The sequence below is a fragment of the Pandoraea fibrosis genome (assembly GCF_000807775.2).
In the GTDB taxonomy this organism is placed as follows: Bacteria; Pseudomonadota; Gammaproteobacteria; order Burkholderiales; family Burkholderiaceae; genus Pandoraea; species Pandoraea fibrosis.
In genome coordinates, this window is record NZ_CP047385.1 from 5135548 (window position 1) to 5155037 (window position 19490).

The window sequence follows — 19490 nt, forward strand, 5'->3', positions numbered from 1 at the left end:
TCATTTGTTCGCAGGTTTGAAACGCCCGCCCGGCGGGGCTCCGGGGCAGTAGAATGCGCATCACGGGAGTGCCGCCGAGTGTGTGCGGCACGGCACAACAGGAAAGGAATACGGCCATGTACCGTGTCTTGCTGGTCGAAGACGATGCGCGGCTGGCCGCGCTTGTCACGGAATACCTGCACGCCTATCGCTTCGAAGTGATGGTCGTTGCCAATGGCGCGCGCGCTCTGGAGCGCTTTCGCGCGTTCTCACCGGATATCGTGGTGCTCGATCTGATGCTGCCCGGCATGGACGGCATGGAAATCTGCCGCCAATTGCGCGCGGTGAGCACCACGCCGATCCTTATCCTCACCGCGCGTGAAGACACCTACGACCAGGTCGCGGGCCTGGAAGTCGGGGCTGACGATTACGTCGTGAAACCGGTCGAGCCACGCCTGTTGCTCGCGCGTTTGCGTGCGCTGCTGCGGCGTGCCGTACCGGTTGCCGAAGTGGAGATCGCGAACGACGACGGACTGGCGTTCGGTCTGTTGCGCATCGTGCCGCGCGATCGCATGGTGTTCTGGCGTGGCGTGCCCGTGGAATTGAAGTCCAACGAATTCAGTCTGCTGCTGATTCTGGCGCGCGGCGCCGGCCGCGTGGTCACGCGCGACGAGATCCTGCAACAGCTGCGCGGCATTGAATTCGACGGCATCGACCGCACGGTCGATGTCGGCATTTACCGGTTGCGCAAGCGCTTCGAAGACACCGACGGTGAGCCGCAACGTATCAAAACCGTCTGGGGACGCGGCTATCTGTTCAGCCCGTCGGCCTGGGAGAGCTGAGCCATGTTTCGTGTTCTTTTAAAGTTGTACGTGTTAGTCGGCATCTCGCTCGTCGCCGCGATTCTGCTGATCCAGCACACCTTCGGCTACCTGTTCTACGACATCATGAACCGATCCATGCAGACGCAGTTAGGCGCCTATGTGTGGCTCGTCAATGAGTCGCTCGCGAAGATTCCTGAATCGAAATGGCCCGAGTTCATCGCCGAATTCCAGAGCAAGGGCAAGGACAAGATGGACATCGTGCCGCTCAAGGGCTTCAAGCTCGAACGCGAGTACGTGCGAGCGCAACTGGAAGCCGGCCTGCCGATCGTCAACGACACCGCAGGCGACCACGTTGCCGTGCGGCTGCGCAACTCCGACTGGGTGCTCTCCTACGAGAGCGGCACCGATCTGAAGCTGAAGCAGATCAACTACCTCGCCTACGCGTTGCTCGCGGCGCTCATGCTCATCGCTGTGCTGACGTGGGTTCGATGGTACTGGAGCGATTTGCAATCGCTCAATCGCGCCGCGATCCGCTTCGGGGAGGGCGATTTCAACTCTCGGGCGAAAGTCTCGCGTTTCTCGAATCTCGGCTCACTCGTCTACGTCTTCAACACGATGGCCGAGCGTATCGACCGCTCCATCAAGGCACAGAAAGACATGATCAACGCGGTGTCGCATGAGTTGCGCACGCCGATCGCCCGCCTCGATTTCGGGCTGGAAATCCTTCAGCAGCGCCGGCATGAGAGCGACGCCGACGAGCGCATCAACGCCCTCAAAGGCGACATCCGCGAACTCGACGAACTGGTCACCGAACTGCTCTCGCTCGCAAGGCTGGATCAGATCACCGTACCGCCCGCGCGTCACGCCGTCTCGTTACGTCTGATGTTCGACAGCCTCGCGGCGAATTGCACCGAAGCGCTGGCCGCCCGTTCGATTGCACTCGACATTGCCGCCGAACCCGGGGCGGATTGCGTCGAAGTCGAACCCAAACTGCTCGCGCGCGCCGTGCAGAACCTGCTCAACAACGCCATGCGGCATACGTCGCGACGCATTGTCTGCGGAGCAAAGACCTGCGAGGGGGACGCCGTCATGATCTATGTCGACGACGACGGCGAGGGCGTACCCGTGTCTGAGCGCGCCCGCATCTTCGAGCCCTTCCACCGGCTGGACAGCAGTCGCAACCGCGCGACGGGCGGCTTCGGTCTGGGGCTCGCCATCGTGCGACGCATCGCGCTGCTGCACGGCGGTCGCGTCGGCGTGGATACGTCGCCGCTGGGTGGCGCACGCTTCACCATCACGCTTCCAGGCACCTCCACGGGCTGATATCAAGCAGCCCGCGCCCCCCTCAACGCCAATCACCCCCAATCAACCCCAACCGTAACGGCCGGCGAACGATTCGCCGGCCTTTTGCATTGCCGCGTCTCTCTTCGGATGGCGATCCATTGTCATGTTCGCGACATGTTGGCCGCTTACATTGGCGGCTCAATTTAATCCCAAAGAGGACCTTGTCATGAAACCCAACCTCCGCATGGCGGCGGCCGGGGGCTGTCTGGCGTTTGCCAGCTGCCTGCCCATGCCCGCTCTGGCCCAATCCAACGTTCAGCTCTACGGGCTGATCGACTCGGGCGTCGAATTCCTCACCAATGCCGACAAGAATGCTGCCGGCAACACCGTCAACCTGACCCGCGTCACCTCGGGCAACCTCGCCGGCTCGCGCTGGGGCATCAAGGGCACCGAAGATCTCGGCGGTGGCAACAAGGCCCTGTTCCTGCTCGAAAACGGCTTCAACCTCGGCAACGGCCAATCGCTCCAGGGCGGCCGCGAGTTTGGTCGTCTGGCCTACGTCGGCCTGTCGAACAGCGCGTTTGGCACCGTCACGATCGGCCGGCAGGGCGGCGTGTTCCTCGACTGGGTGAGCAAGTTCAACCCGCTCAACAACGCCGTGTACGCCATCAAGATGCAGGACACGGCGTTCTCCGATCGTCTGGACAATAGCCTGCGATATAGCGGCAAGATCGGTGCGTTCGAAGGCATGGTCCAGTACTCGAAGGGCTACGACGACGTGAGCTTCGGCGCCGCCAGCACCACGCCGGGCGACAATCGTCGCGCCCAGGTCATCGACGCCGGTGTGCGTTACGCCAACGGCCCGCTGTCGTTCGTGATCGCCTACGACCAGAAGAACGGGGGGTCGACGCTGCCCAACGCCGCCATGACCTCGAAGGTCGGCGGCTATGAAGGCAACATCGATCGCCGTATCGCCGCCGCCGTGCAGTACTCGCTGCAAAGCGTCGATCTGTACGTGGGTTATCGCTACCTGAACGCCAAGGCGATCCACCTCTCGGCCCTGAACAAGAGCCCGGTGGAAGCGTCGAGCTACTACTGGATCGGCTCGACGTGGCACGCAACGCCGGCGCTCGACCTGTCGGCCACGGCGATGTATCAGGACTTCTACGGTACTAACCGCGACCCGCTGTCGTTCCAGGTCAGCGCCGACTACAACTTCTCGAAGCGTACCGACGTCTACGTCAACCTCGGCTATGTGGTGAACCGCAATGGCTCCGACCTCGGGCTGAACGGCTTCGGCACCAACGTGGTCGCTGGCAAGAACCAGTTCGGCACGATGGCCGGCATCAAGCACACGTTCTGATGACGAGCGACACTCGCGCTTCGCACGGCCGTATGTCGTCGGGCGTGTCCCTGTCGCTGCGCGCGTTGCACCAGACCTTCGGTGCAACGCGTGTCCTCGACGGCATCGACCTCGATGTGCCGGCCGGCACCACGACCGCCCTGCTCGGCCCCTCGGGCTGCGGCAAGAGCACCCTGCTCAAGCTGCTCGCCGGCCTGCTCGCTCCCACTGGGGGCGAAATCCGTTTCGACGACACGGTCGTCGCCAGCGACAGCGTCTGCCACGCGCCCGAGCGGCGCTCGCTCGGCATGGTCTTTCAGGACTACGCCCTGTGGCCGCACATGACCGTGGCCGCCAATGTGGCCTTCCCGCTCGAGATGCGTGGTGTGAAACGCCCCGAGCGCGCCGAACGTGTCGAGGAAGCGCTCTCGCTCGTCGGTCTGGCAGGTCTTGGCTCGCGCCGTCCGCAAGCGCTCTCCGGTGGCCAGCAGCAACGGGTTGCGCTGGCACGCGCCATCGTCTCGGCGCCGCGTCTGCTGCTGTTCGACGAACCGCTCTCGAACCTCGACCGTGATCTGCGCACACGTTTGTGCACCGATATCGGCGCACTGCTCTCGCGCCTTGGCACCACGGCCGTCTACGTCACACACGACCGCGACGAAGCCGAGACGCTGGCCGATCAGATCGTGATCCTCGCCCACGGGCGCGTTGACAAACGTATTACGAGGTAGCCCATAATGTTTCACCGCAAAATTATCGCGACACTCACCATGGCATTTGCTGCGAGCGTCGGCGCACAACACGCGCATGCGCTGACCGTCTATACCGCCGGCCCCGGCAACCTCAGCAAGAAGCTCGCTGCAGGTTTCGAGAAGAAGACCGGCATCAAAGTCGATGTATTTCAAGCCACGACCGGCAAGGTGATGGCACGTATCGAAGCAGAACAGGCCAACCCGCGCGCCGACGTTCTGATTTCGGCCTCGTGGGACACCGCGCAGGATCTCGAGAAGCGCGGCTGGCTCGCCCCTGTCCAGAGTCCCAATGCCGCACGCGTGCCCGCGCCGTTCAAGACGTCACATTACGTGGCACAGGGCCTCTCGGCGCTCGGCATTGTCTGGAACGCCAAGTCGGGCACCCCCGAGCCGCATGACTGGCGCGACCTGACCAAGCCGGCCTATCGCCATCTCGTGACGATGCCGGACCCGGCTCTCTCGGGGGCGTCGGCGGATCTGTTGCTGGGATTGCAAGCCCGTCTGGGCGTCGAAGCGTGGAAACTCTTCGACGATCTCAAGCAAAACGGCATGGTCATCTCGGGCCCGAACGCTCAGGCGCTCAACCCGGTGCTGCAAGGCGCGAAGGCGGCCGTGTTCGGTGCGGTCGATTACGTCGCCTACGCAGCCGCGGCAAACGGCGAAGCAGTGAAGGTCATCTTCCCGACGAGCGGCACGGTCATCGCTCCGCGGCCGATGATGATCCTGAACACGTCGAAGCAGCAGAACGAAGCGCGTCAGTTCATCGACTATGTCCTGTCGGAAGAAGGTCAGCAGATGGTCGCCGAAGCGTGGCTGATTCCCGCGCGCGAGGACATCGCGATCAAGCGCGCGTCGTTCAAGGATCTGCGACTGTTGCCGCAGGGTGACGCACAATCGTCGGGCGCTTCGCGCGCCGAAGTCCTGGCACGTTTCGCCAAACTTAACGGCCAGCACTGACGGTGAAATCGTTCCGACTACTCCCCTCGGCGACGGTTGCAGCCCTCGCCGTCGTGGTAGCGTTGCCGGTCGCGTTCGTGCTGTTGCAGGCGGTTTTTCCGCACCTCGCGCAAGGCTCGTTCGCCGAGCCCTTCGCCGCGCTCTGGCCCACGCTGTCGCATGACAGCACGCTACCGCTGGTCACCAACACGTTACGGTTGGGACTCTCGGTCGCGCTGGGTACGGCACTCGTCGGCGGTGCGCTGGGGGCGGTACGCGGCCTGTTTCATGTACCGGGCGCCCGGCTCTGGGATCTGTGCTTCCTGCTCCCGTTTCTCGTGCCGCCGTATCTCGCGGCACTCGGCTGGATGCTGTTGTTGCAAACGGGCGGCTACGCCCAGCAACTCACCGGGCTCGATGCCGGACAGTTCCTGTTCTCGCTGCCGGGCCTCGTCTTCGTGATGACGCTCAACATCTTCCCTGTCGTGTACTTCGCCGTCTCGCGCGCACTTGCCACCACCGGCTCACGCCTGGCCGACGTCGCGCGCGTGCACGGCGCCTCGGCATGGCGGGCGTTTGCCCGGGTGACGTTGCCGCTGGCGCTGCCCGCGTTCGCTGCCAGTCTGCTGCTGGCGTTCACGATGGCCATCGAGGAGTTCGGTGCGCCCGCCGCCCTCGGCGCGCGTGCCGGCTTTTCCGTGCTGGTGACGTCTATCGAAGGCCGCTTTGCCGACTGGCCCATCGATCTGCCGGGCGCGTCGATTCTGTCGGTCATGCTCGCCGCGATCGCTCTGCTCGCCTTCGTGTTGCAGCACAGACTCGCGGCAGGCAAGGACGTCGAGACGCAGACCGGCAAACCGATCGCTTCACCACCGCGTGCGCTGGGGCGCTGGCAGGCGCCGGTGCTGTGCGGCTTCGGTTTTGTGGCGCTGCTGGCCACGCTCGCCCCCCTGTTCTCGATTCTGGCCACGGCGTTCTCGGGCACGCTCTCGGGCGGCCTGTCGCTCGCCAATCTGACGACGGCGCACTTCGCGGCGTTACTGGGTCAGGGAGCGGAGGGCATCGAAGCGCTGGCGACGAGCCTGTCGCTCGCGTTGGGGACATCGCTAGTGACCGGCGTGCTGGGGTTTCTGTGCGCTTGGTGCGTCGTGAAGTCGACGATGCGCGGACGTGTCCTGATCGACGGCCTGTCGTTGCTGCCGCATGCGCTGCCGGGCATCGTTGTCGGCGTGGGCCTGATCCTCGCGTGGAACCTGCCGTTCTGGCCGGTCACGCCGTACAACACGTGGGGGATTCTGCTGCTGTCGTATAGCTGCCTGTTACTGCCCTACCCGGTGCGTTACACGAGCGCGGCCTTGCGTCAGACAGCCGCCTCGCTCGAAGCCGCCGCTCGCGTGCACGGCGCGCCCGCCGGTGTGGCGCTGCGCCGCATCACGTTGCCACTCGTGATGCCCGCCCTCGGGGCGTCGCTGATGATCGTGTTCGCCATCGCATCGCGCGAGTTGGTGACCTCGTTGCTACTCGCTCCCAGTGGCGTGCAGACAGTCTCGATCTTCGTGTGGCGTCAGTTCGAGCAGGGCTCCATCGGGCAAGGCATGGCGATGGGTGTCGTGTCGATGACCGTGAGCGGCACCTTGCTTGCGCTGGCGTCGAAGCTCAACGGCAAACCGGCGAACGGCTAACGCCATGCGCATCGCGCCCGGCTTGCCCTGACCTCGATTGACGTCAGCGCCGGGCGCAACCCGCTGCCCCTATCGCCGCAATGCGTGTGCCGTTCAGAACGGCATGCGCACCAACTCCTCCACCGCGCCCACCACCTTGTCGCGCGTGCGCATGAGCATGGAAAACGACAGGTCGGCCTGAGCGCTCGCCAGCATCGCGCCCGTCAGATCGTCGCTGTGCCCCAGATCGACCGCCTTCATGCGGTCGCCCGCGTCGCGCTGAGCGGCATCGACACCGCGCAGCATCGCGCCGAAATCGGGCCTGCCCGAGGGACCGGCCAATGCTGGCTCGGCCTCGCGCACACCTGCGGCCATATTCAATTCGCGTTGCGTCGCCTGCATGCGACGCATTTCAGTCATCAGCGACTGTTCCATCGAGATGGGCATTCGGATCTCCGTGATGCGTTTGAACGGGTGCCTCGCTGACTGCACAAGCGCACCGGCATGAGTCCGCACTTTACGCACACCCACCCCCCTCACGATTGGGCAATCCCCCAAAGCGCACGCACTTGAGTTATTCCCCATCAACAAGGATGGGCTACGCCCTTAGGATGCGAACTTCCCTGCGCTCAGAAGCGCTGCGAACCGTCTACCCATCTCATGAACACTATGCACGCGCCTACGCCGCCCGGCGTGATCCGGGCACTCGATCCATGCCGGCTCGGACAGCCGACGCAGCTCCTCGATCCCCTGACCGAGCGGCTGCGCTCGCGTCTCGATGTCCAATTACCGCAGCACGTCCGTCATCGCCATGCTATGGCGTGGCGCGTCACCGCCATGTCGGTGAGCGCCAACGCCCCGGATACGGCCAATGTCATCGTGCAGCGCTTTCGCATCGAGGGTCATTGCATCGACGTGGCGCTCGACGCCGGCCTGCTCCGTGACGCCTTCCGTCTGCGCTACGACGCGGACGACTTCGTCGGGCCGCCCGCCATGCACGCGACGCCCCCTGCGGCGACTTACGAGCGCTTTGTCACCCGCTTTGCGAGGCAAATGCTCGACGCCCTGCGACAGGCGGTGTCCCCGGAGATGGCGCCGGTCCCGGCCAATGTCGAGACCCTCGACCCCGATCCGCGACTGACGCCGTCCTCCTTGTGGATCGGCGCGTGCATTGCAGATCGTGCCGGCGACACCCCGCTGGGCACCGTCACGTTCCGGCTCGCGGCAGAAGACGCGCGCCGTTGGCTCACGATGTTGGGCCCCGATGCGAGCGAACGTGCCGCACAACACACCCGGGCCGCGTGCGACGTCGCCACGATTCCAGTGCGTCTGAGCGCGCACTGGCTCGACATCGATCTGTCGCTCGGCGCCCTGCTCGACGCCCGTGCCGGCGATGTGCTGCCCGTGCGCTTCATGCAACGTGCCCTCGTTTGCGTGGATAACGACCCGCTGATGAGTGCCGACATCATCGAGCGCGATGCCCATCTGTGCCTCACGCACTTCCAAACTCTGGAGTAAGGTTCCCATGACTACCCATTTCCCTCACGACCCCGCCGCTCAGGCGTCGCACGACGCCAACGTGGCCGATCTGCGCCCGGACGCGGCTCTGGACGATCTTCCCCCGTTGGACGATCTCGCTCAAGACCTTGCCGGCGACTGGCTCGGCGACGCCGTTACGGGATCGGCGCCTGCGTCGCAAGCCGGCGCTGCGCCCGTACCGCTCGCCATGCGCGAGACGCTGCGCCGCGTGCCGGTCAAGCTCACGCTCGAAGTCGGTGCGACGCGTCTTACGCTCGGTGAACTGGCCGCGCTGCGCGCCGACGACGTACTCAGCCTCGACCGTGCCGCCGGTGCGCCGCTCGCCGTGCTGGTCAATGGCGTGCCCGTCGGCCTGGCCGAGGTGGTGGTCTCGGGTGCGCAATACGGACTGAAGATCCTCACGCTCGACGCGCTCGAGCTGGATCGTCTCGCGCGATGAAAGCCGCGCTACAGATCGTGCGCCAGCGGTTGGTGCACCCGATCAGGACGCGCGGCTTCCCGCTGTGCGCATCGGAGACCTTCGTCCTCGCGATTCTGGCGATCGGCTTCGCCCTGTTCGCCACCGGGGCACGCGCCGACGAGGCAGGCGACCTGATGCGCTTGCGCTCACAGGGCGGCACGACCGACTTCACCGTCAAGACGCAGTTGCTCATCCTGATGACGCTGCTGGGCCTGCTGCCCATGATGCTGATGGTGATGACCACATTCGTGCGCTTCGCCATCATCCTGGCGCTGCTGCGTCAGGCGCTCGGTCTTCAACAGGGGTTGCCTGCGCGCGTGCTGACCGGCATGGCACTCTTGCTCAGCCTGCTCGTCATGCGCCCGGTCGGCGAAGCCATCTGGTCACAAGCGGTCGTGCCCTACGACGAAAACCGGATCACGCTGACCGAAGCGATCCGTGCCGGCGAGGCACCGCTCTCGCGCTTCATGCTCGCGCAGACCCGTCAATCTTCTCTCGACCTGATGGCTCGCCTCACAGGTGAGACCGAGGTTGCCGAGCCGCAGGCGCACAGTTTTCTGGTCAAGGCATCGGCCTTCCTGCTGAGCGAACTCAAAACCGCGTTTCAGGTGGGCGCCATGCTCTTCGTGCCGTTTCTCGTCATCGATCTGGTGGTGGCCTCGGTGCTGATGGCGATGGGCATGATGATGCTCTCGCCGCTGGTCGTCTCCCTGCCGCTCAAGCTCCTGCTGTTCGTCCTCATCGACGGTTGGACACTGACCGTCAGCACGTTGGTCTCCAGCGTGCAGGCCGTTTGAGGAGAACGTCATGCTTACCAGCGACATTGCCATTGACATCGGCCTCGACGCGCTACGGCTCGTCATCACCATCGTGCTTGTGCTGATCGTGCCGAGCCTCGTGATGGGCCTTGTGGTTGCCCTGTTTCAGGCGGCCACGCAAATCAACGAGCAGACGCTGTCGTTTCTGCCGCGCCTGATCGTCACACTGATTACGCTCGGGCTCGCCGCCCCTTGGCTCGCCGGCACGCTCACCGACTTTGCCGCCGAAACCTTTGCCCGGGCGGCCACCCTGGCCGGTTAGCGCTGCGCGCACCGACGCCGCTGCCGGACGAACGATCATGCCGTTTCCCCTCCCCTTTGCCGCGTGGCCCGGCCTCGAAGGCTGGCTTGCCCAGTGGCCCGCCCAACTCGTCGTGCTGTGGTGGCCGTTCTGCCGCTTCATCGCGGCACTGAGCATGCTGCCGCTCGTGGGCGAAGGCGTGGTGCCAATGCGCTGGCGTGTGTTGATGGCGCTGATGCTAAGCCTCGCCCTCTGGCCGATATTCGCCCAGAGCGGCGTGCCGTCGACCGATCCGTTTTCACTCGCCGGCATTGCGCTCGCGGCCGAGCAGGCAATCATCGGCGCATGCCTCGGTCTGGCGTTCTTCATCGTACGCAGTCTGCTCACGCTCGTGGGATATCTGTGCGCGTCGCAGATGGGATTGGCCATGGCGGCCATGAACGATCCGATGAACGGCGAAGCCAGCGAACCGGTATCGCTGCTGATGGTCTGCCTTGGCACGTTGCTCTTCTTCATCGCCGATGCGCACCTGATCGCCGTGTCGGTCGTTGCGCGCAGTTTCGAGGTGTGGCCCATCGGGGGCGGGTTGCCGCTCACCGACCTGACCGGTCTGCTGCGCGCCCTGGGCTGGACGCTGGCCGCCGCGATCACACTGGCGCTGCCCGTCGTGCTCACGACGTTCATCGTGCAATTCGGTCTCGGATTGCTCAACCGTGCCGCGCCGGCCCTGAATCTGTTCTCGCTGGGCTTCGCCGTGACGACGCTTGTCGGACTGGTCGTGCTCGCCGCACTCGTCCCGGCCCTGCCGGCCCATTACCTGACGTTGACCGAGCGCGTACTCGATTCGCTCGGCCCCGTCGCACGACCGGGATGAGTGCATGACGCCCCAAGACACCGGCGACAAGTCGGAAGCCGCCTCCCATCAGAAGCTGCGCCGCGCGCGTGAGCAAGGACAGGTGGCGCGCTCGCGCGATACGGCCACGGCCGTGGGCATCATGGCCAGCGTCGCGGTGCTCGCCGTCACCGCCCCTGCGCAGCTCGACGAATTCCGCTCGCTCTACGCGGCAGCATTCGCCGACCTCGCCGGCATCGGCTTCGACGACGCATGGACGGCCTTGTTGCCCGCCGCGATGGGGTTGCTCGTCAAACTCATCGCCCCGCTCGCGGCCATTCCGCTATGCATCAGCGTGGCCGCCATGCTGCCCGGCGGTTACGTCTTCAGCACGACCTTGCTCAAACCGAAATGGCAACGTCTGTCGCCCAAGTCGAACCTCGGGCGGCTGGTCTCGATGAAGCACTACGCGCAGGTCGGGACCGCCATTCTCAAGGTCGCACTGGTCGTGACCGTGCTGATCCTTGCCCTGCGCGCGCGCTGGGACGATTTGCTCGCGTTGCAGGCGAGCGCTCCCACCGAGGCCATCACCGTGGGATTGTGGCTGTTGCGCGACGCCGTGCTCGCACTGGGTGGCGCGTTCGTGGCGTTCGCGATGCTCGATCTGCCGCTGCAACGCTTTCTGTTCATGCGCGACCAGCGCATGACCAAGCAAGAGGTGAAGAACGAACACAAGCAGACCGAGGGACGCCCCGAAGTGAAGCAGCGCATTCGCCAGATTCAGCGCCGCATGGCCGAGCGTAGCTTGCGCCGCACGGTGCCGGGCGCCGATGTAGTGATCGTCAACCCGACGCACTACGCCATCGCGCTCAAGTACGACACCGCGCGCGCGCAGGCGCCCTACGTGGTGGCGCGCGGCCTCGACGAAATGGCCGGCGTGATGCGCCAGATCGCCCGCGAACACAAGATCGACGTGGTGAGTGCTCCGCCGCTCGCCCGCGCCCTGTACCACACAAGTCAGGTCAACCAGCAGATTCCCGGCGTCCTTTACGACGCGGTCGCCGTGATTCTGGCCTACGTCCTGCAATTGCGCGCCTGGCGTACCGGCGAGCGCGCGACCCAACCCGACCGTCCGGACACGCCCGCCGTGCCCGTGGCGCTCTCCGATCCCCCTTCCACGCGACCGAGTCCCTGAACCTATGAGCCGACTACTGACCGACCTTCGGCGTCACAAATTTCTGACGCCGCTCCTCGTCTTCGCCATCCTCGCGATGGTGATCCTGCCGCTGCCGCCGCTGCTGCTCGACACGCTCTTCACGTTCAACATCGTGCTCTCGATGGTCGTGATTCTGGTGAGTCTGTCAGTGCGGCGTCCGCTCGACTTCTCCGTCTTCCCGACGGTCATCCTCGCCACGACGCTCATGCGTCTGACGCTGAATGTGGCCTCCACGCGCGTGGTGCTGCTCAACGGCAACGAAGGCACGCATGCGGCGGGTAGCGTCATCGAATCGTTCGGTAACGTGGTCATCGGGGGCAACTTCGTCGTGGGCCTCGTGGTGTTCGTGATCCTGATGATCATCAACTTCGTGGTGGTCACAAAGGGAGCCGAGCGCATTTCCGAGGTCTCGGCGCGCTTCACACTCGACGCGTTGCCCGGCAAGCAGATGGCCATCGATGCCGACCTCAACGCGGGGCTCATCAATCAGGAAGCCGCGCAGACCCGCCGACGCGAAGTGAGTTCGGAGGCCGATTTCTACGGCGCGATGGATGGGGCTTCGAAGTTCGTGCGTGGCGACGCCATCGCCAGCATCCTGATCCTGCTCATCAATCTGATCGGGGGTGCGGCCATCGGCGTGACGATGCACGACATGAGTGCCGGCGACGCCTTCCGTCAGTACTCGCTGCTGACCATCGGCGACGGGCTGGTCGCACAGATCCCGGCCCTGCTGCTCTCGTCGGCCGCCGCCATCATCGTGACGCGCGTCTCCGACGCGGGCGACTTCGAGAAGCAGGTCGGCAGTCAGTTGCTGGCCTCGCCCTCGGTGCTCGCGAGCGTGGCGGTATTGATGTTCATTCTGGCGGTGATACCGGGCATGCCGACGCTGCCGTTTCTGGCGTTCGCGGCGGTCATGGCATTCGTTGCGTGGCGCGTGAGCCAGCGGCGTGCCCCTGACGAAGCGGACGACACAGAGGCACTCGAGGCAGCCCTGACGGCCTTTGAGCCGCCCGCACTCACGTGGCAGCAACTGCCGTTCGTCTCGCCGGTGACGGTCAGCCTCGGTTATCAGATCGTCGGGCTGGTGGACAAACGCGAAGGGGCGCCGCTGGTGCAGCGGCTATATGGCATGCGGCAAACGCTCTCGCAAGCGATGGGCTTCGTGGTGCCTGCCGTCAAGCTGGACACGGGCCTCGGACTGGGCGCCAGCGAATATGCCATCGACGTGGGCGGCGTGCGGGTCGCGAGCGCGACGCTGCCGCACGACCGCCTCATGGCCATTGCCGCGCCGGACTGCTATGGCGAACTCGACGGCATGCCGGCCATCGACCCGTCGTTTGGCATGTCCGTCGTGTGGATCGAACCGGAGCAACGTGCCCACGCGCTGGGTCTGGGCTACCAGATCGTCGATCCGGCGGGGGTCATCGCCACGCATGTCCAGGAGGCGATGAAGGCGCATCTGGCCGATCTGTTCACTTATCAGGATGTGACGTCGCTGGGTGAGCGGTTGCGAGAGCTATCGCCTTCGCTCGCCGATGCGCTGGACAAGGCGCTCACGCATCAACAGCAACTGGCGGTCATCCGTCTGCTGCTCGCGGAGGCCGTGTCGTTGCAGGATATCGACGTGTTGGCGACCGCGCTGGTCAACGCGTCGGCCGTGAGCAAGGAGCCATTGGTGCTGGCCGCCGAAGCGCGCAGTGCGCTCAAGCGACGGCTGGTGCACGGGCTGATCGGTGACGAGCCGACGCTGCACGTTTATCAGCTCACGACGGATCTGGAGAACCTTCTGCTGGGCGCCTACACGGCGGCGCAACAGGCCGGGAAGTCGACCGCCGACGCCTTCCCGCTCGACCCGCAACTGCTTGAGCAATTGCAATCGCATATGCCGCAGGCCCGCGAAAACATGAAGCAGACGGGCCGCACGCCGGTGCTGCTCGTCATGCCCCAACTTCGCCCGCTGCTGTCGCGTTATGCGCGGATGTTCGCGAGCGGGTTGCATGTGCTCTCGTATAACGAAGTGCCGCAAACGAAAGAGATCGAAGTGGCCGGAACCCTGGGCTGACAAAGGCGTTTGCAAACGCGCGGCCAGTCCAAAGTCTTCAAGCGCCAACGGCATCACGTCGTTGGCGCTTTTTTGTGCGGAGCGCAACGCCGCCTGTCATCAATATCCATTGATGCACACGCGAGAACACGTTCCCGGCGGACCACACGGCGCACGCACACAACCTCTGCTGTCATTCCGGCAGGATGTCGACCGGAAGGACGGAGGAGCCAGGTATTGGCATTCTCGAACGCGGCCTTGGTTGAACATTCCTGCGCATAAAGCAAAAGAGCCAACGGCATAAAACCGTTGGCTCTTTCTTTCCAGACTATCCGGCCGGAAGACTTCACCGGCCGGTGCGGCGCGATTAGCGCAGCAGCATCTGGATCATGCCCGGCATTTCGCCGGCCTTTTGCAGCATTTGCAGGTTCACGTTCATCTGCGTTTGCAGCTTGGTCAGTTCCGACACCGACTCGGCAAAGTCCACTTCGTTCAGACGCGAATTGGCTTCACGCGTGTTTTGCAGCAGCGTCGACTGGACTTCCTCACGGCCGTCCAGATCCATCATCGCAGCGCCGATGCTGGCTTGCACGGTGGCGAGTTGACCGATGGCGGCTTCGAGGTTGGTGATGGCGCTTTCTGCATCATTTGCCGTGGTCAGTTGGGTCGAAGACGACTGCACCTTCGATACCAACAGGGTTTCAACCGCGCTAAAGAGCTTTCCACTTTCCTCGGTGGTCAACGTGTTAGCCCCCACTCGGGCCAGCGTTCTATACGCATTATCGAGACTCGACTTCAGAGTTCCGATATCGCTCGGCGTTTTTGCGACTTCTGCGGTAAGAATGGTCGTCAAAACGGATTCCCAATTGTTACCGCTGGTCTGGTCCTTCGACAAAATCGTTGCGATTTCCGAGTTTCCTTTGAGGTCGTCCACCATCGATGCCGCCAATGCTGCAGCACTCTGAGCGCCCACCAGGGTGAAAATCTCGGAGCTGCCGTCCAATGCCGCGACGGGCTTACCGAACTCGCCGGTCGCAGAGCCAACGCTCGCGAACAATTGCTGAAGGTCGGCGCTGATGTCCAGCGTCTTCGTTTCGGCAGCGCCCGCGCCGACTTGCAGATCGATCTTGCCCGAAGCCAGAATGCCCGTTGCCGACTGACCAAATTCCATCTTCAACAGGTTCTTACCAGCGAACGTGGTGTTCTCGAAGATGGCTTGCAGTGCCTGTGCGTTGTTGGTGTATTGCTGTTGCAGCGCGGCCTTCTCGGCGTCGCCCTTCAGGCCGTCCTTTGCTTGCGTGGCCAGATCCTTCATGGTCACGAGCAGTTCGTTGGCCTTGTCCAGCGCGCCTTGGGCAACACGGGTGCTCGACTGAGCGTACTTCATGTTGCTGATCGCCGCCTTGGTGCCGCTGGCGTGCATGTTCAGCATGGCCGAGATACGGGCAGCAGCCGGATCGTTCTTATACAGGTCGTTTTTCTTGCCGGTCGAGAGATCGCGCATGATGGCGTTCAGCTTGCCGCCGGTGCTGCGTTGCGAGTTCAGCGACGACATTTGCGCCACGTTGGTATGCAGAGTCAACATTGCTAGGGCTCCTTGTTCTGGTGAGCTATTCGGCAGACCGGATTGCCTGCCTCACCGTGTTAAGGCGTCCCTTCGCGAATTTTGTTAATCCCTTGCGGCGGAGATTTTTCCCATCTGCATGTTCGGCCCGACAGCGCGTTTGCCGAACGCCCAACGCTTGCTTACACGTTGCCCAGCAACGCGCGCACGTTCGCACGTGTGACAGGAAGGCCCTTCGGCATGGCCAGCGTCAGCGCGACAAACGGGGGCTGCGTGCCGAGTCGCGACGTCCATGCCTTCGCCGATGCCAGCGCGATATCGAACGCCGCGTCGTCTGCAACAGCACGCTGGCTGACCAGCGCCGCTTGTCCAACAGCCTTCGTCGAGGTGCTCGCTGCGTGCTTTGCCACGGCATGGGAGGCGCGAATGGCTCTGACCATCGACGCCAATGCGCGGCGGGTCTCTGCGATTGCCTTCGCGCTATCGAGACGCCATGTCTGCGGTGCAATCGCATCGGGAGCATCACGCAACGTGGCGCGTTGCGGGTGGCCCTCGACGCCCTGACTCGTTTGTGCAACGGCGAAGCGCGACGCCAGCGACGGCCATGCGGTGCCGGGCGCACTCATCACCCATCCGCGCTCGGGCGGAGGCGGCTCCAGCGTAATGCCATAGGCCGCCAGTGCCCGGGTCGTCCGACGGCGCAAGCCGGCTTGCGATACCGCGTTCGCCAGATCGATCTCCACCCCCGCCTTGTAGGGCCCCGCCGGGAAAAGCGTCATCTGCTCAGCTTTCGACGCGCGCCACTGCGCGGGCGCAACGCCATCGACGGTGAACCGTCGCGGCGCCTTTCCCTGCGCATCGAAATGCAGACGGTCGTCGACGGTGCCCAGACTTGCGCGCTCGCGGCTTTGCCATTGCGCGCCAAGCGCGTCGAGCGCCCGGCGTGCCTGCGCCTGCGAGACGGGGTCGCCGTCCTGCCAGCGCGAGAGCGACGTCAGTGCCACGGTTGCCGACGCATGCAGCGTCGACAACCATTGCGCCCCGGCGCTCGCACGGCTGGCCGTCGCGTGCTGCGAAATCAGTTCGGTGACTTGTGCGACACGTTGTTTGTCGAACGACTCGGCGCCTCGCACCGCCGGCCAGGCCGACGCGCCGACGCGCGCCCCCCCGGTGGCGAGCGTCGACGCATTCGTCGAATCGACCCCCGAAGGCGCCCGCGACGACGCGCCGACCGTCGGCCCGTCGCCCTGGCGGGGATTCAGGCGCGCCGAACTCAGTGCATCGTCCAGCGCGGCGCTGCCGGGAATCTCACGGATGCTATCGACCATGAACGAGATCCTGTCGGGTCATGCGGTACGAATCCACGGGGAGCGTCTTAGACGACATCGAAGAAAGACAACTTGCCCACTTCAGCGTGCGCAGTGCGCGCAGCGGAAATGAGGCGATACATGGCCAACAGTTCCGGCAAGGCCTCGGTGGCACTCTTTCCTTCAATGACGACGCGAGCCTTCGTCAGCACCTCGCCCTGCAACACATAGTCCTGACGCACGGCATCAAGACGTTTCGCAGCGTGGTCGTTCGTGAATTGAACGGCGGCAATCTGACGCGCCAGATCGTCAACGGGATCGGCCAGATCACGCAGCACGGCGATCGGTGCCGCCCCCGCATTTGTCAGGGCGGCAGCCGCCGCCCCGAGACGGTTGAGCAGATCCGGCATGCCCTGCCAAACCTGAGACGCCTGCGTATGGACCAGCCCATCGCCGATCTCGACGGAGGCCGGCGCTTGCGTGGCAGCGCTCAATACGTAATTCGTCGCCGCGCCCGGCACGGCCGTATCGCTGATGGGTGCACCGCTACCGGCGAACAGATAGCTGCCGTCCGCGCGACGCGTGTTGATCGCGCCAACAAGACCGGTCATCAGTTCGCGAATCTTGTCTGCGGAGGCCTGCGCGTCACCGGCCTGCAACGCGTCCGACTTCAACGACACTTCGTTCTTGAAGGCGCTAAGTCGGTCGTAAGCATTCTTGAGGCTCACACTCGCTTGCTTGAGATCGGCCTCAAGGCTGGCGACGATCTTCGTGCGATGCGCGATGGTCTGCTGTTCCCGGTCGATGCGCGCGAGGCGCTCGAAATCGACGGGATCGTCGGAGGCGCGCAGTACGCGCTTCTCTTCGCGCGCGTGGTCGGTCATACGCGCCAGCCGTTCATTCATGTCGCGCAGGACGTGTTCGCGCTCGAAGCGGCTGAAATGATGATGAATTTGCATGGTGGTTTCCTTTCCCGGAGGTGGTGCAGATCAGCGCACCATCGCCAGCGTGGCATCGAATAATTCGTTGGCGACCGACGCCACCCGGGCGTTCGCGCGGTAGAGCTTCATATAGGACATGAGTGCGCCGCCCGACTCCGTCTCGTCGACGCCCGCCTGCTTTTGAAATTGCGTGCGTGCGGACACCAGCACCGCACGGGCAGACGTTCCGCCCGCCTCGATGTCACTGGCACGACGGCCGGTATCCGCCGCCAGCGCACTCATCGCTTCCACGAGCGTGGTGTTCACGCGACCCGGCAGCGATACCGGCGCGTGGATCGCCCCTTTCAGACGCTGCAACGTCTTGCCGTTGCCGTTGGCGCTATCGGCGTTCAGATCGAGCCCCTGAGCCGTCGCGAGCGTGCGCTCCAGTCGCGGCACACCGTTCGGGCCGACAGCGAGCGACAGCAGCGGCGTAGCGCTAAAGCCAGACGACGTGTCGTCGGCATGCGCACGATTCAGTTGTTCGACGAGTGTGCGGGCGACTTCGGTCACGTCTGCGATTCGCTGATCGAGCTCGCGCGTGATAAATGCGTCGTGCCCTCCCAATCGACCGCCCAGCCCATCCGCCGGCACGCTCACCCGCGACGCCCCTGCCACGAGCGTGTAGCCCCCCGCTGGCAGCGCTTCGAGTTGCGCCGCACGATTGCCCAGCACGAGCGGATGCCCGCTACGCGTGAGCACGTGATACGCGCCGCTGCTGTCCTCCCGCACGTCCACATCGAGAAACGTCGCCAGTTCGCCCAATGCCTGATCGCGCTGGTCCTCGATGGCAAGGCGGCCTGCCTCGTCGGGTGCAAGCCGATGCAAACGATTCAGATCGGCCACCGTGGCCGTGAGGCGATTGACCTTCTCCGCATCCCCGCTGCGCACCATGTTGAGGTTCCCGCGCAGGCGTTCCAACGCGGAGAACATCGAATTGGTGCGCTCGGCGACGCGGCCCAGCGCGGCGAAGACTTCGTCGGCATGCACATCGCCGCCGACCGTCTGTGCCTCATGGTCGAGCGCCTTGACGAAGTCGCGCAGCCCCAGCGGGTCGCTCGCCACGTCGGTCCCGCCCAGTTGCACGAGCAACGCGTCGGCGTGCGGCTTCTGCACCTCAAGCTCGTTCGCACCGGACACCGCACGCCACAACTGACGCCGCTGCTCCAGCCCGGCCACGCGCACAACTTCCTGCGCCTGCACCGTGCCGTCCGCGCGCGACGTCACGCGCACGTTCCGGCGCGTGTACGCCGAATTTCCCATCTGGGAGATGTTGAGCGACTCGTTGTCGAGCAGCGACTGCGCAGTTTTCACGCCTTGCGTGGCGATGTTCAGCATGTTCATGTTGGAGTGCCTGTCGTGTCGGAGTTAGCTGGCGCGCTCAGCGGCCCGCCATTTGCCGGATGATCGTGTCGGCAATGCCGAACGCGCGCCGCGACGCGAGCGCCTGCGCGACCTGCGTGTCGGCCCAGTCATGCAGACCGTCGGTCGAGCGATCGCGTTTGCCTAGCCCAGCGGCATCGTCGCGGTCGTCGCGCAATGCCTGTGTCGCGCGTCGCATCTCGCCAAGCAGGCGTGCAACAAAGATCGCTTCGAACTGTTCGGCGGCCGCCTCGAGCGTTGTCCCCGAGGCTTTCGGTGCTGCGCCTGCCTCTTGCACAGGCGACCCGGTCGCGGAAATCGGTAAATAGTGGTGGGTTATCGGCGTCATCAG

The 19490-nt window shown here is 64.5% G+C and carries 19 protein-coding genes; 13 read left to right on the plus strand and 6 right to left on the minus strand.

Annotated features, from left to right (window positions below; genetic code table 11):
- Positions 1-116: 116 nt before the first annotated feature.
- From PI93_RS22655 to PI93_RS22680, 6 genes are all read left to right on the plus strand, one after another.
- A complete protein-coding gene (locus tag PI93_RS22655; RefSeq protein WP_039372129.1) occupies positions 117-821 on the plus strand; it encodes a response regulator transcription factor in 705 nt (234 codons plus the stop codon).
- A gap of 3 nt (positions 822-824) precedes the next feature.
- The gene (locus tag PI93_RS22660) at positions 825-2126 is read left to right on the plus strand and encodes an ATP-binding protein (RefSeq protein ID WP_039372131.1); all 1302 of its coding nucleotides are present in this window, start codon (positions 825-827) and stop codon (positions 2124-2126) included.
- Positions 2127-2313: 187 nt separating this feature from the next.
- Positions 2314-3450, plus strand: a complete 1137-nt coding sequence (locus PI93_RS22665) for a porin (protein ID WP_039372133.1) — start codon at positions 2314-2316, stop codon at positions 3448-3450.
- Complete coding sequence (locus PI93_RS22670; RefSeq protein WP_407945338.1) at positions 3450-4160, plus strand: ABC transporter ATP-binding protein; 711 nt, start codon at positions 3450-3452, stop codon at positions 4158-4160. Before PI93_RS22665 ends, PI93_RS22670 begins: the two co-directional genes overlap by 1 nt.
- A 39-nt stretch (positions 4161-4199) precedes the next feature.
- Positions 4200-5138: an ABC transporter substrate-binding protein gene (locus tag PI93_RS22675; protein WP_236105741.1), complete on the plus strand. Its 939-nt coding sequence runs from the start codon at positions 4200-4202 to the stop codon at positions 5136-5138.
- Positions 5139-5140: 2 nt separating this feature from the next.
- On the plus strand, positions 5141-6799 hold the full coding sequence (locus tag PI93_RS22680) for an ABC transporter permease (protein ID WP_039372139.1): 1659 nt from the start codon (positions 5141-5143) through the stop codon (positions 6797-6799).
- 93 nt (positions 6800-6892) lie between these two features.
- On the opposite strand, the gene PI93_RS22685 is transcribed toward PI93_RS22680, so the two are convergent.
- The gene (locus PI93_RS22685; protein WP_052240768.1) at positions 6893-7225 is read right to left on the minus strand and encodes a flagellar hook-basal body complex protein FliE; all 333 of its coding nucleotides are present in this window, start codon (positions 7223-7225) and stop codon (positions 6893-6895) included.
- Positions 7226-7438: 213 nt separating this feature from the next.
- On the opposite strand from PI93_RS22685, the gene PI93_RS22690 reads away from it, so the two are divergent.
- The 7 genes from PI93_RS22690 to PI93_RS22720 are packed head-to-tail and all read left to right on the plus strand — an operon-like array spanning position 7439 to position 13946.
- Complete coding sequence (locus PI93_RS22690) at positions 7439-8296, plus strand: hypothetical protein (RefSeq protein WP_144400225.1); 858 nt, start codon at positions 7439-7441, stop codon at positions 8294-8296.
- Positions 8297-8303: 7 nt separating this feature from the next.
- Complete coding sequence (locus tag PI93_RS22695) at positions 8304-8756, plus strand: FliM/FliN family flagellar motor switch protein (RefSeq protein ID WP_080759263.1); 453 nt, start codon at positions 8304-8306, stop codon at positions 8754-8756.
- Positions 8753-9574: a flagellar type III secretion system pore protein FliP gene (locus PI93_RS22700; RefSeq protein WP_080759264.1), complete on the plus strand. Its 822-nt coding sequence runs from the start codon at positions 8753-8755 to the stop codon at positions 9572-9574. Before PI93_RS22695 ends, PI93_RS22700 begins: the two co-directional genes overlap by 4 nt.
- Positions 9575-9584: 10 nt before the next feature.
- On the plus strand, positions 9585-9857 hold the full coding sequence (locus PI93_RS22705) for a flagellar biosynthetic protein FliQ (protein WP_039372143.1): 273 nt from the start codon (positions 9585-9587) through the stop codon (positions 9855-9857).
- 37 nt (positions 9858-9894) lie between these two features.
- A complete protein-coding gene (locus tag PI93_RS22710; protein WP_039372146.1) occupies positions 9895-10710 on the plus strand; it encodes a flagellar biosynthetic protein FliR in 816 nt (271 codons plus the stop codon).
- A gap of 4 nt (positions 10711-10714) precedes the next feature.
- Entirely contained in the window at positions 10715-11863 is a 1149-nt protein-coding gene (locus PI93_RS22715; RefSeq protein WP_039372149.1) for an EscU/YscU/HrcU family type III secretion system export apparatus switch protein, read from the plus strand.
- Between the two features lie 4 nt (positions 11864-11867).
- Entirely contained in the window at positions 11868-13946 is a 2079-nt protein-coding gene (locus PI93_RS22720; protein ID WP_039372151.1) for a flagellar biosynthesis protein FlhA, read from the plus strand.
- 346 nt (positions 13947-14292) lie between these two features.
- Here PI93_RS22720 and PI93_RS22725 read toward each other — a convergent pair whose 3' ends face one another.
- The 5 genes from PI93_RS22725 to PI93_RS22745 all read right to left on the minus strand — a co-directional run bounded on the left by PI93_RS22725 (position 14293) and on the right by PI93_RS22745 (position 19487).
- On the minus strand, positions 14293-15510 hold the full coding sequence (locus PI93_RS22725) for a flagellin N-terminal helical domain-containing protein (RefSeq protein WP_039372153.1): 1218 nt from the start codon (positions 15508-15510) through the stop codon (positions 14293-14295).
- 161 nt (positions 15511-15671) lie between these two features.
- On the minus strand, positions 15672-16817 hold the full coding sequence (locus PI93_RS22730) for a hypothetical protein (protein WP_039372155.1): 1146 nt from the start codon (positions 16815-16817) through the stop codon (positions 15672-15674).
- A gap of 47 nt (positions 16818-16864) precedes the next feature.
- On the minus strand, positions 16865-17755 hold the full coding sequence (locus tag PI93_RS22735; RefSeq protein ID WP_039372158.1) for a hypothetical protein: 891 nt from the start codon (positions 17753-17755) through the stop codon (positions 16865-16867).
- Positions 17756-17785: 30 nt separating this feature from the next.
- Entirely contained in the window at positions 17786-19120 is a 1335-nt protein-coding gene (locus PI93_RS22740; protein WP_039372161.1) for a FlgK family flagellar hook-associated protein, read from the minus strand.
- A 37-nt stretch (positions 19121-19157) separates the two neighbouring features.
- Positions 19158-19487 (minus strand): hypothetical protein, encoded by a 330-nt coding sequence (locus PI93_RS22745; RefSeq protein ID WP_052240769.1) that lies wholly within the window; start codon positions 19485-19487, stop codon positions 19158-19160.
- Positions 19488-19490: the final 3 nt, after the last annotated feature.

What these genes read in the sequence shown, in the direction of transcription:
- PI93_RS22655 (WP_039372129.1), top strand. Translation starts at nt 117, where the DNA reads ATGTACCGTGTCTTGCTGGTCGAAGACGATGCGCGGCTGGCCGCGCTT.
- PI93_RS22660 (WP_039372131.1), top strand. Translation starts at nt 825, where the DNA reads ATGTTTCGTGTTCTTTTAAAGTTGTACGTGTTAGTCGGCATCTCGCTC.
- PI93_RS22665 (WP_039372133.1), top strand. Translation starts at nt 2,314, where the DNA reads ATGAAACCCAACCTCCGCATGGCGGCGGCCGGGGGCTGTCTGGCGTTT.
- PI93_RS22670 (WP_407945338.1), top strand. Translation starts at nt 3,450, where the DNA reads ATGACGAGCGACACTCGCGCTTCGCACGGCCGTATGTCGTCGGGCGTG.
- PI93_RS22675 (WP_236105741.1), top strand. Translation starts at nt 4,200, where the DNA reads ATGGCATTTGCTGCGAGCGTCGGCGCACAACACGCGCATGCGCTGACC.
- PI93_RS22685 (WP_052240768.1), bottom strand. Translation starts at nt 7,225, where the DNA reads ATGCCCATCTCGATGGAACAGTCGCTGATGACTGAAATGCGTCGCATG.
- PI93_RS22690 (WP_144400225.1), top strand. Translation starts at nt 7,439, where the DNA reads ATGAACACTATGCACGCGCCTACGCCGCCCGGCGTGATCCGGGCACTC.
- PI93_RS22695 (WP_080759263.1), top strand. Translation starts at nt 8,304, where the DNA reads ATGACTACCCATTTCCCTCACGACCCCGCCGCTCAGGCGTCGCACGAC.
- PI93_RS22700 (WP_080759264.1), top strand. Translation starts at nt 8,753, where the DNA reads ATGAAAGCCGCGCTACAGATCGTGCGCCAGCGGTTGGTGCACCCGATC.
- PI93_RS22705 (WP_039372143.1), top strand. Translation starts at nt 9,585, where the DNA reads ATGCTTACCAGCGACATTGCCATTGACATCGGCCTCGACGCGCTACGG.
- PI93_RS22710 (WP_039372146.1), top strand. Translation starts at nt 9,895, where the DNA reads ATGCCGTTTCCCCTCCCCTTTGCCGCGTGGCCCGGCCTCGAAGGCTGG.
- PI93_RS22715 (WP_039372149.1), top strand. Translation starts at nt 10,715, where the DNA reads ATGACGCCCCAAGACACCGGCGACAAGTCGGAAGCCGCCTCCCATCAG.
- PI93_RS22720 (WP_039372151.1), top strand. Translation starts at nt 11,868, where the DNA reads ATGAGCCGACTACTGACCGACCTTCGGCGTCACAAATTTCTGACGCCG.
- PI93_RS22725 (WP_039372153.1), bottom strand. Translation starts at nt 15,510, where the DNA reads ATGTTGACTCTGCATACCAACGTGGCGCAAATGTCGTCGCTGAACTCG.
- PI93_RS22730 (WP_039372155.1), bottom strand. Translation starts at nt 16,817, where the DNA reads ATGGTCGATAGCATCCGTGAGATTCCCGGCAGCGCCGCGCTGGACGAT.
- PI93_RS22735 (WP_039372158.1), bottom strand. Translation starts at nt 17,755, where the DNA reads ATGCAAATTCATCATCATTTCAGCCGCTTCGAGCGCGAACACGTCCTG.
- PI93_RS22740 (WP_039372161.1), bottom strand. Translation starts at nt 19,120, where the DNA reads ATGAACATGCTGAACATCGCCACGCAAGGCGTGAAAACTGCGCAGTCG.
- PI93_RS22745 (WP_052240769.1), bottom strand. Translation starts at nt 19,487, where the DNA reads ATGACGCCGATAACCCACCACTATTTACCGATTTCCGCGACCGGGTCG.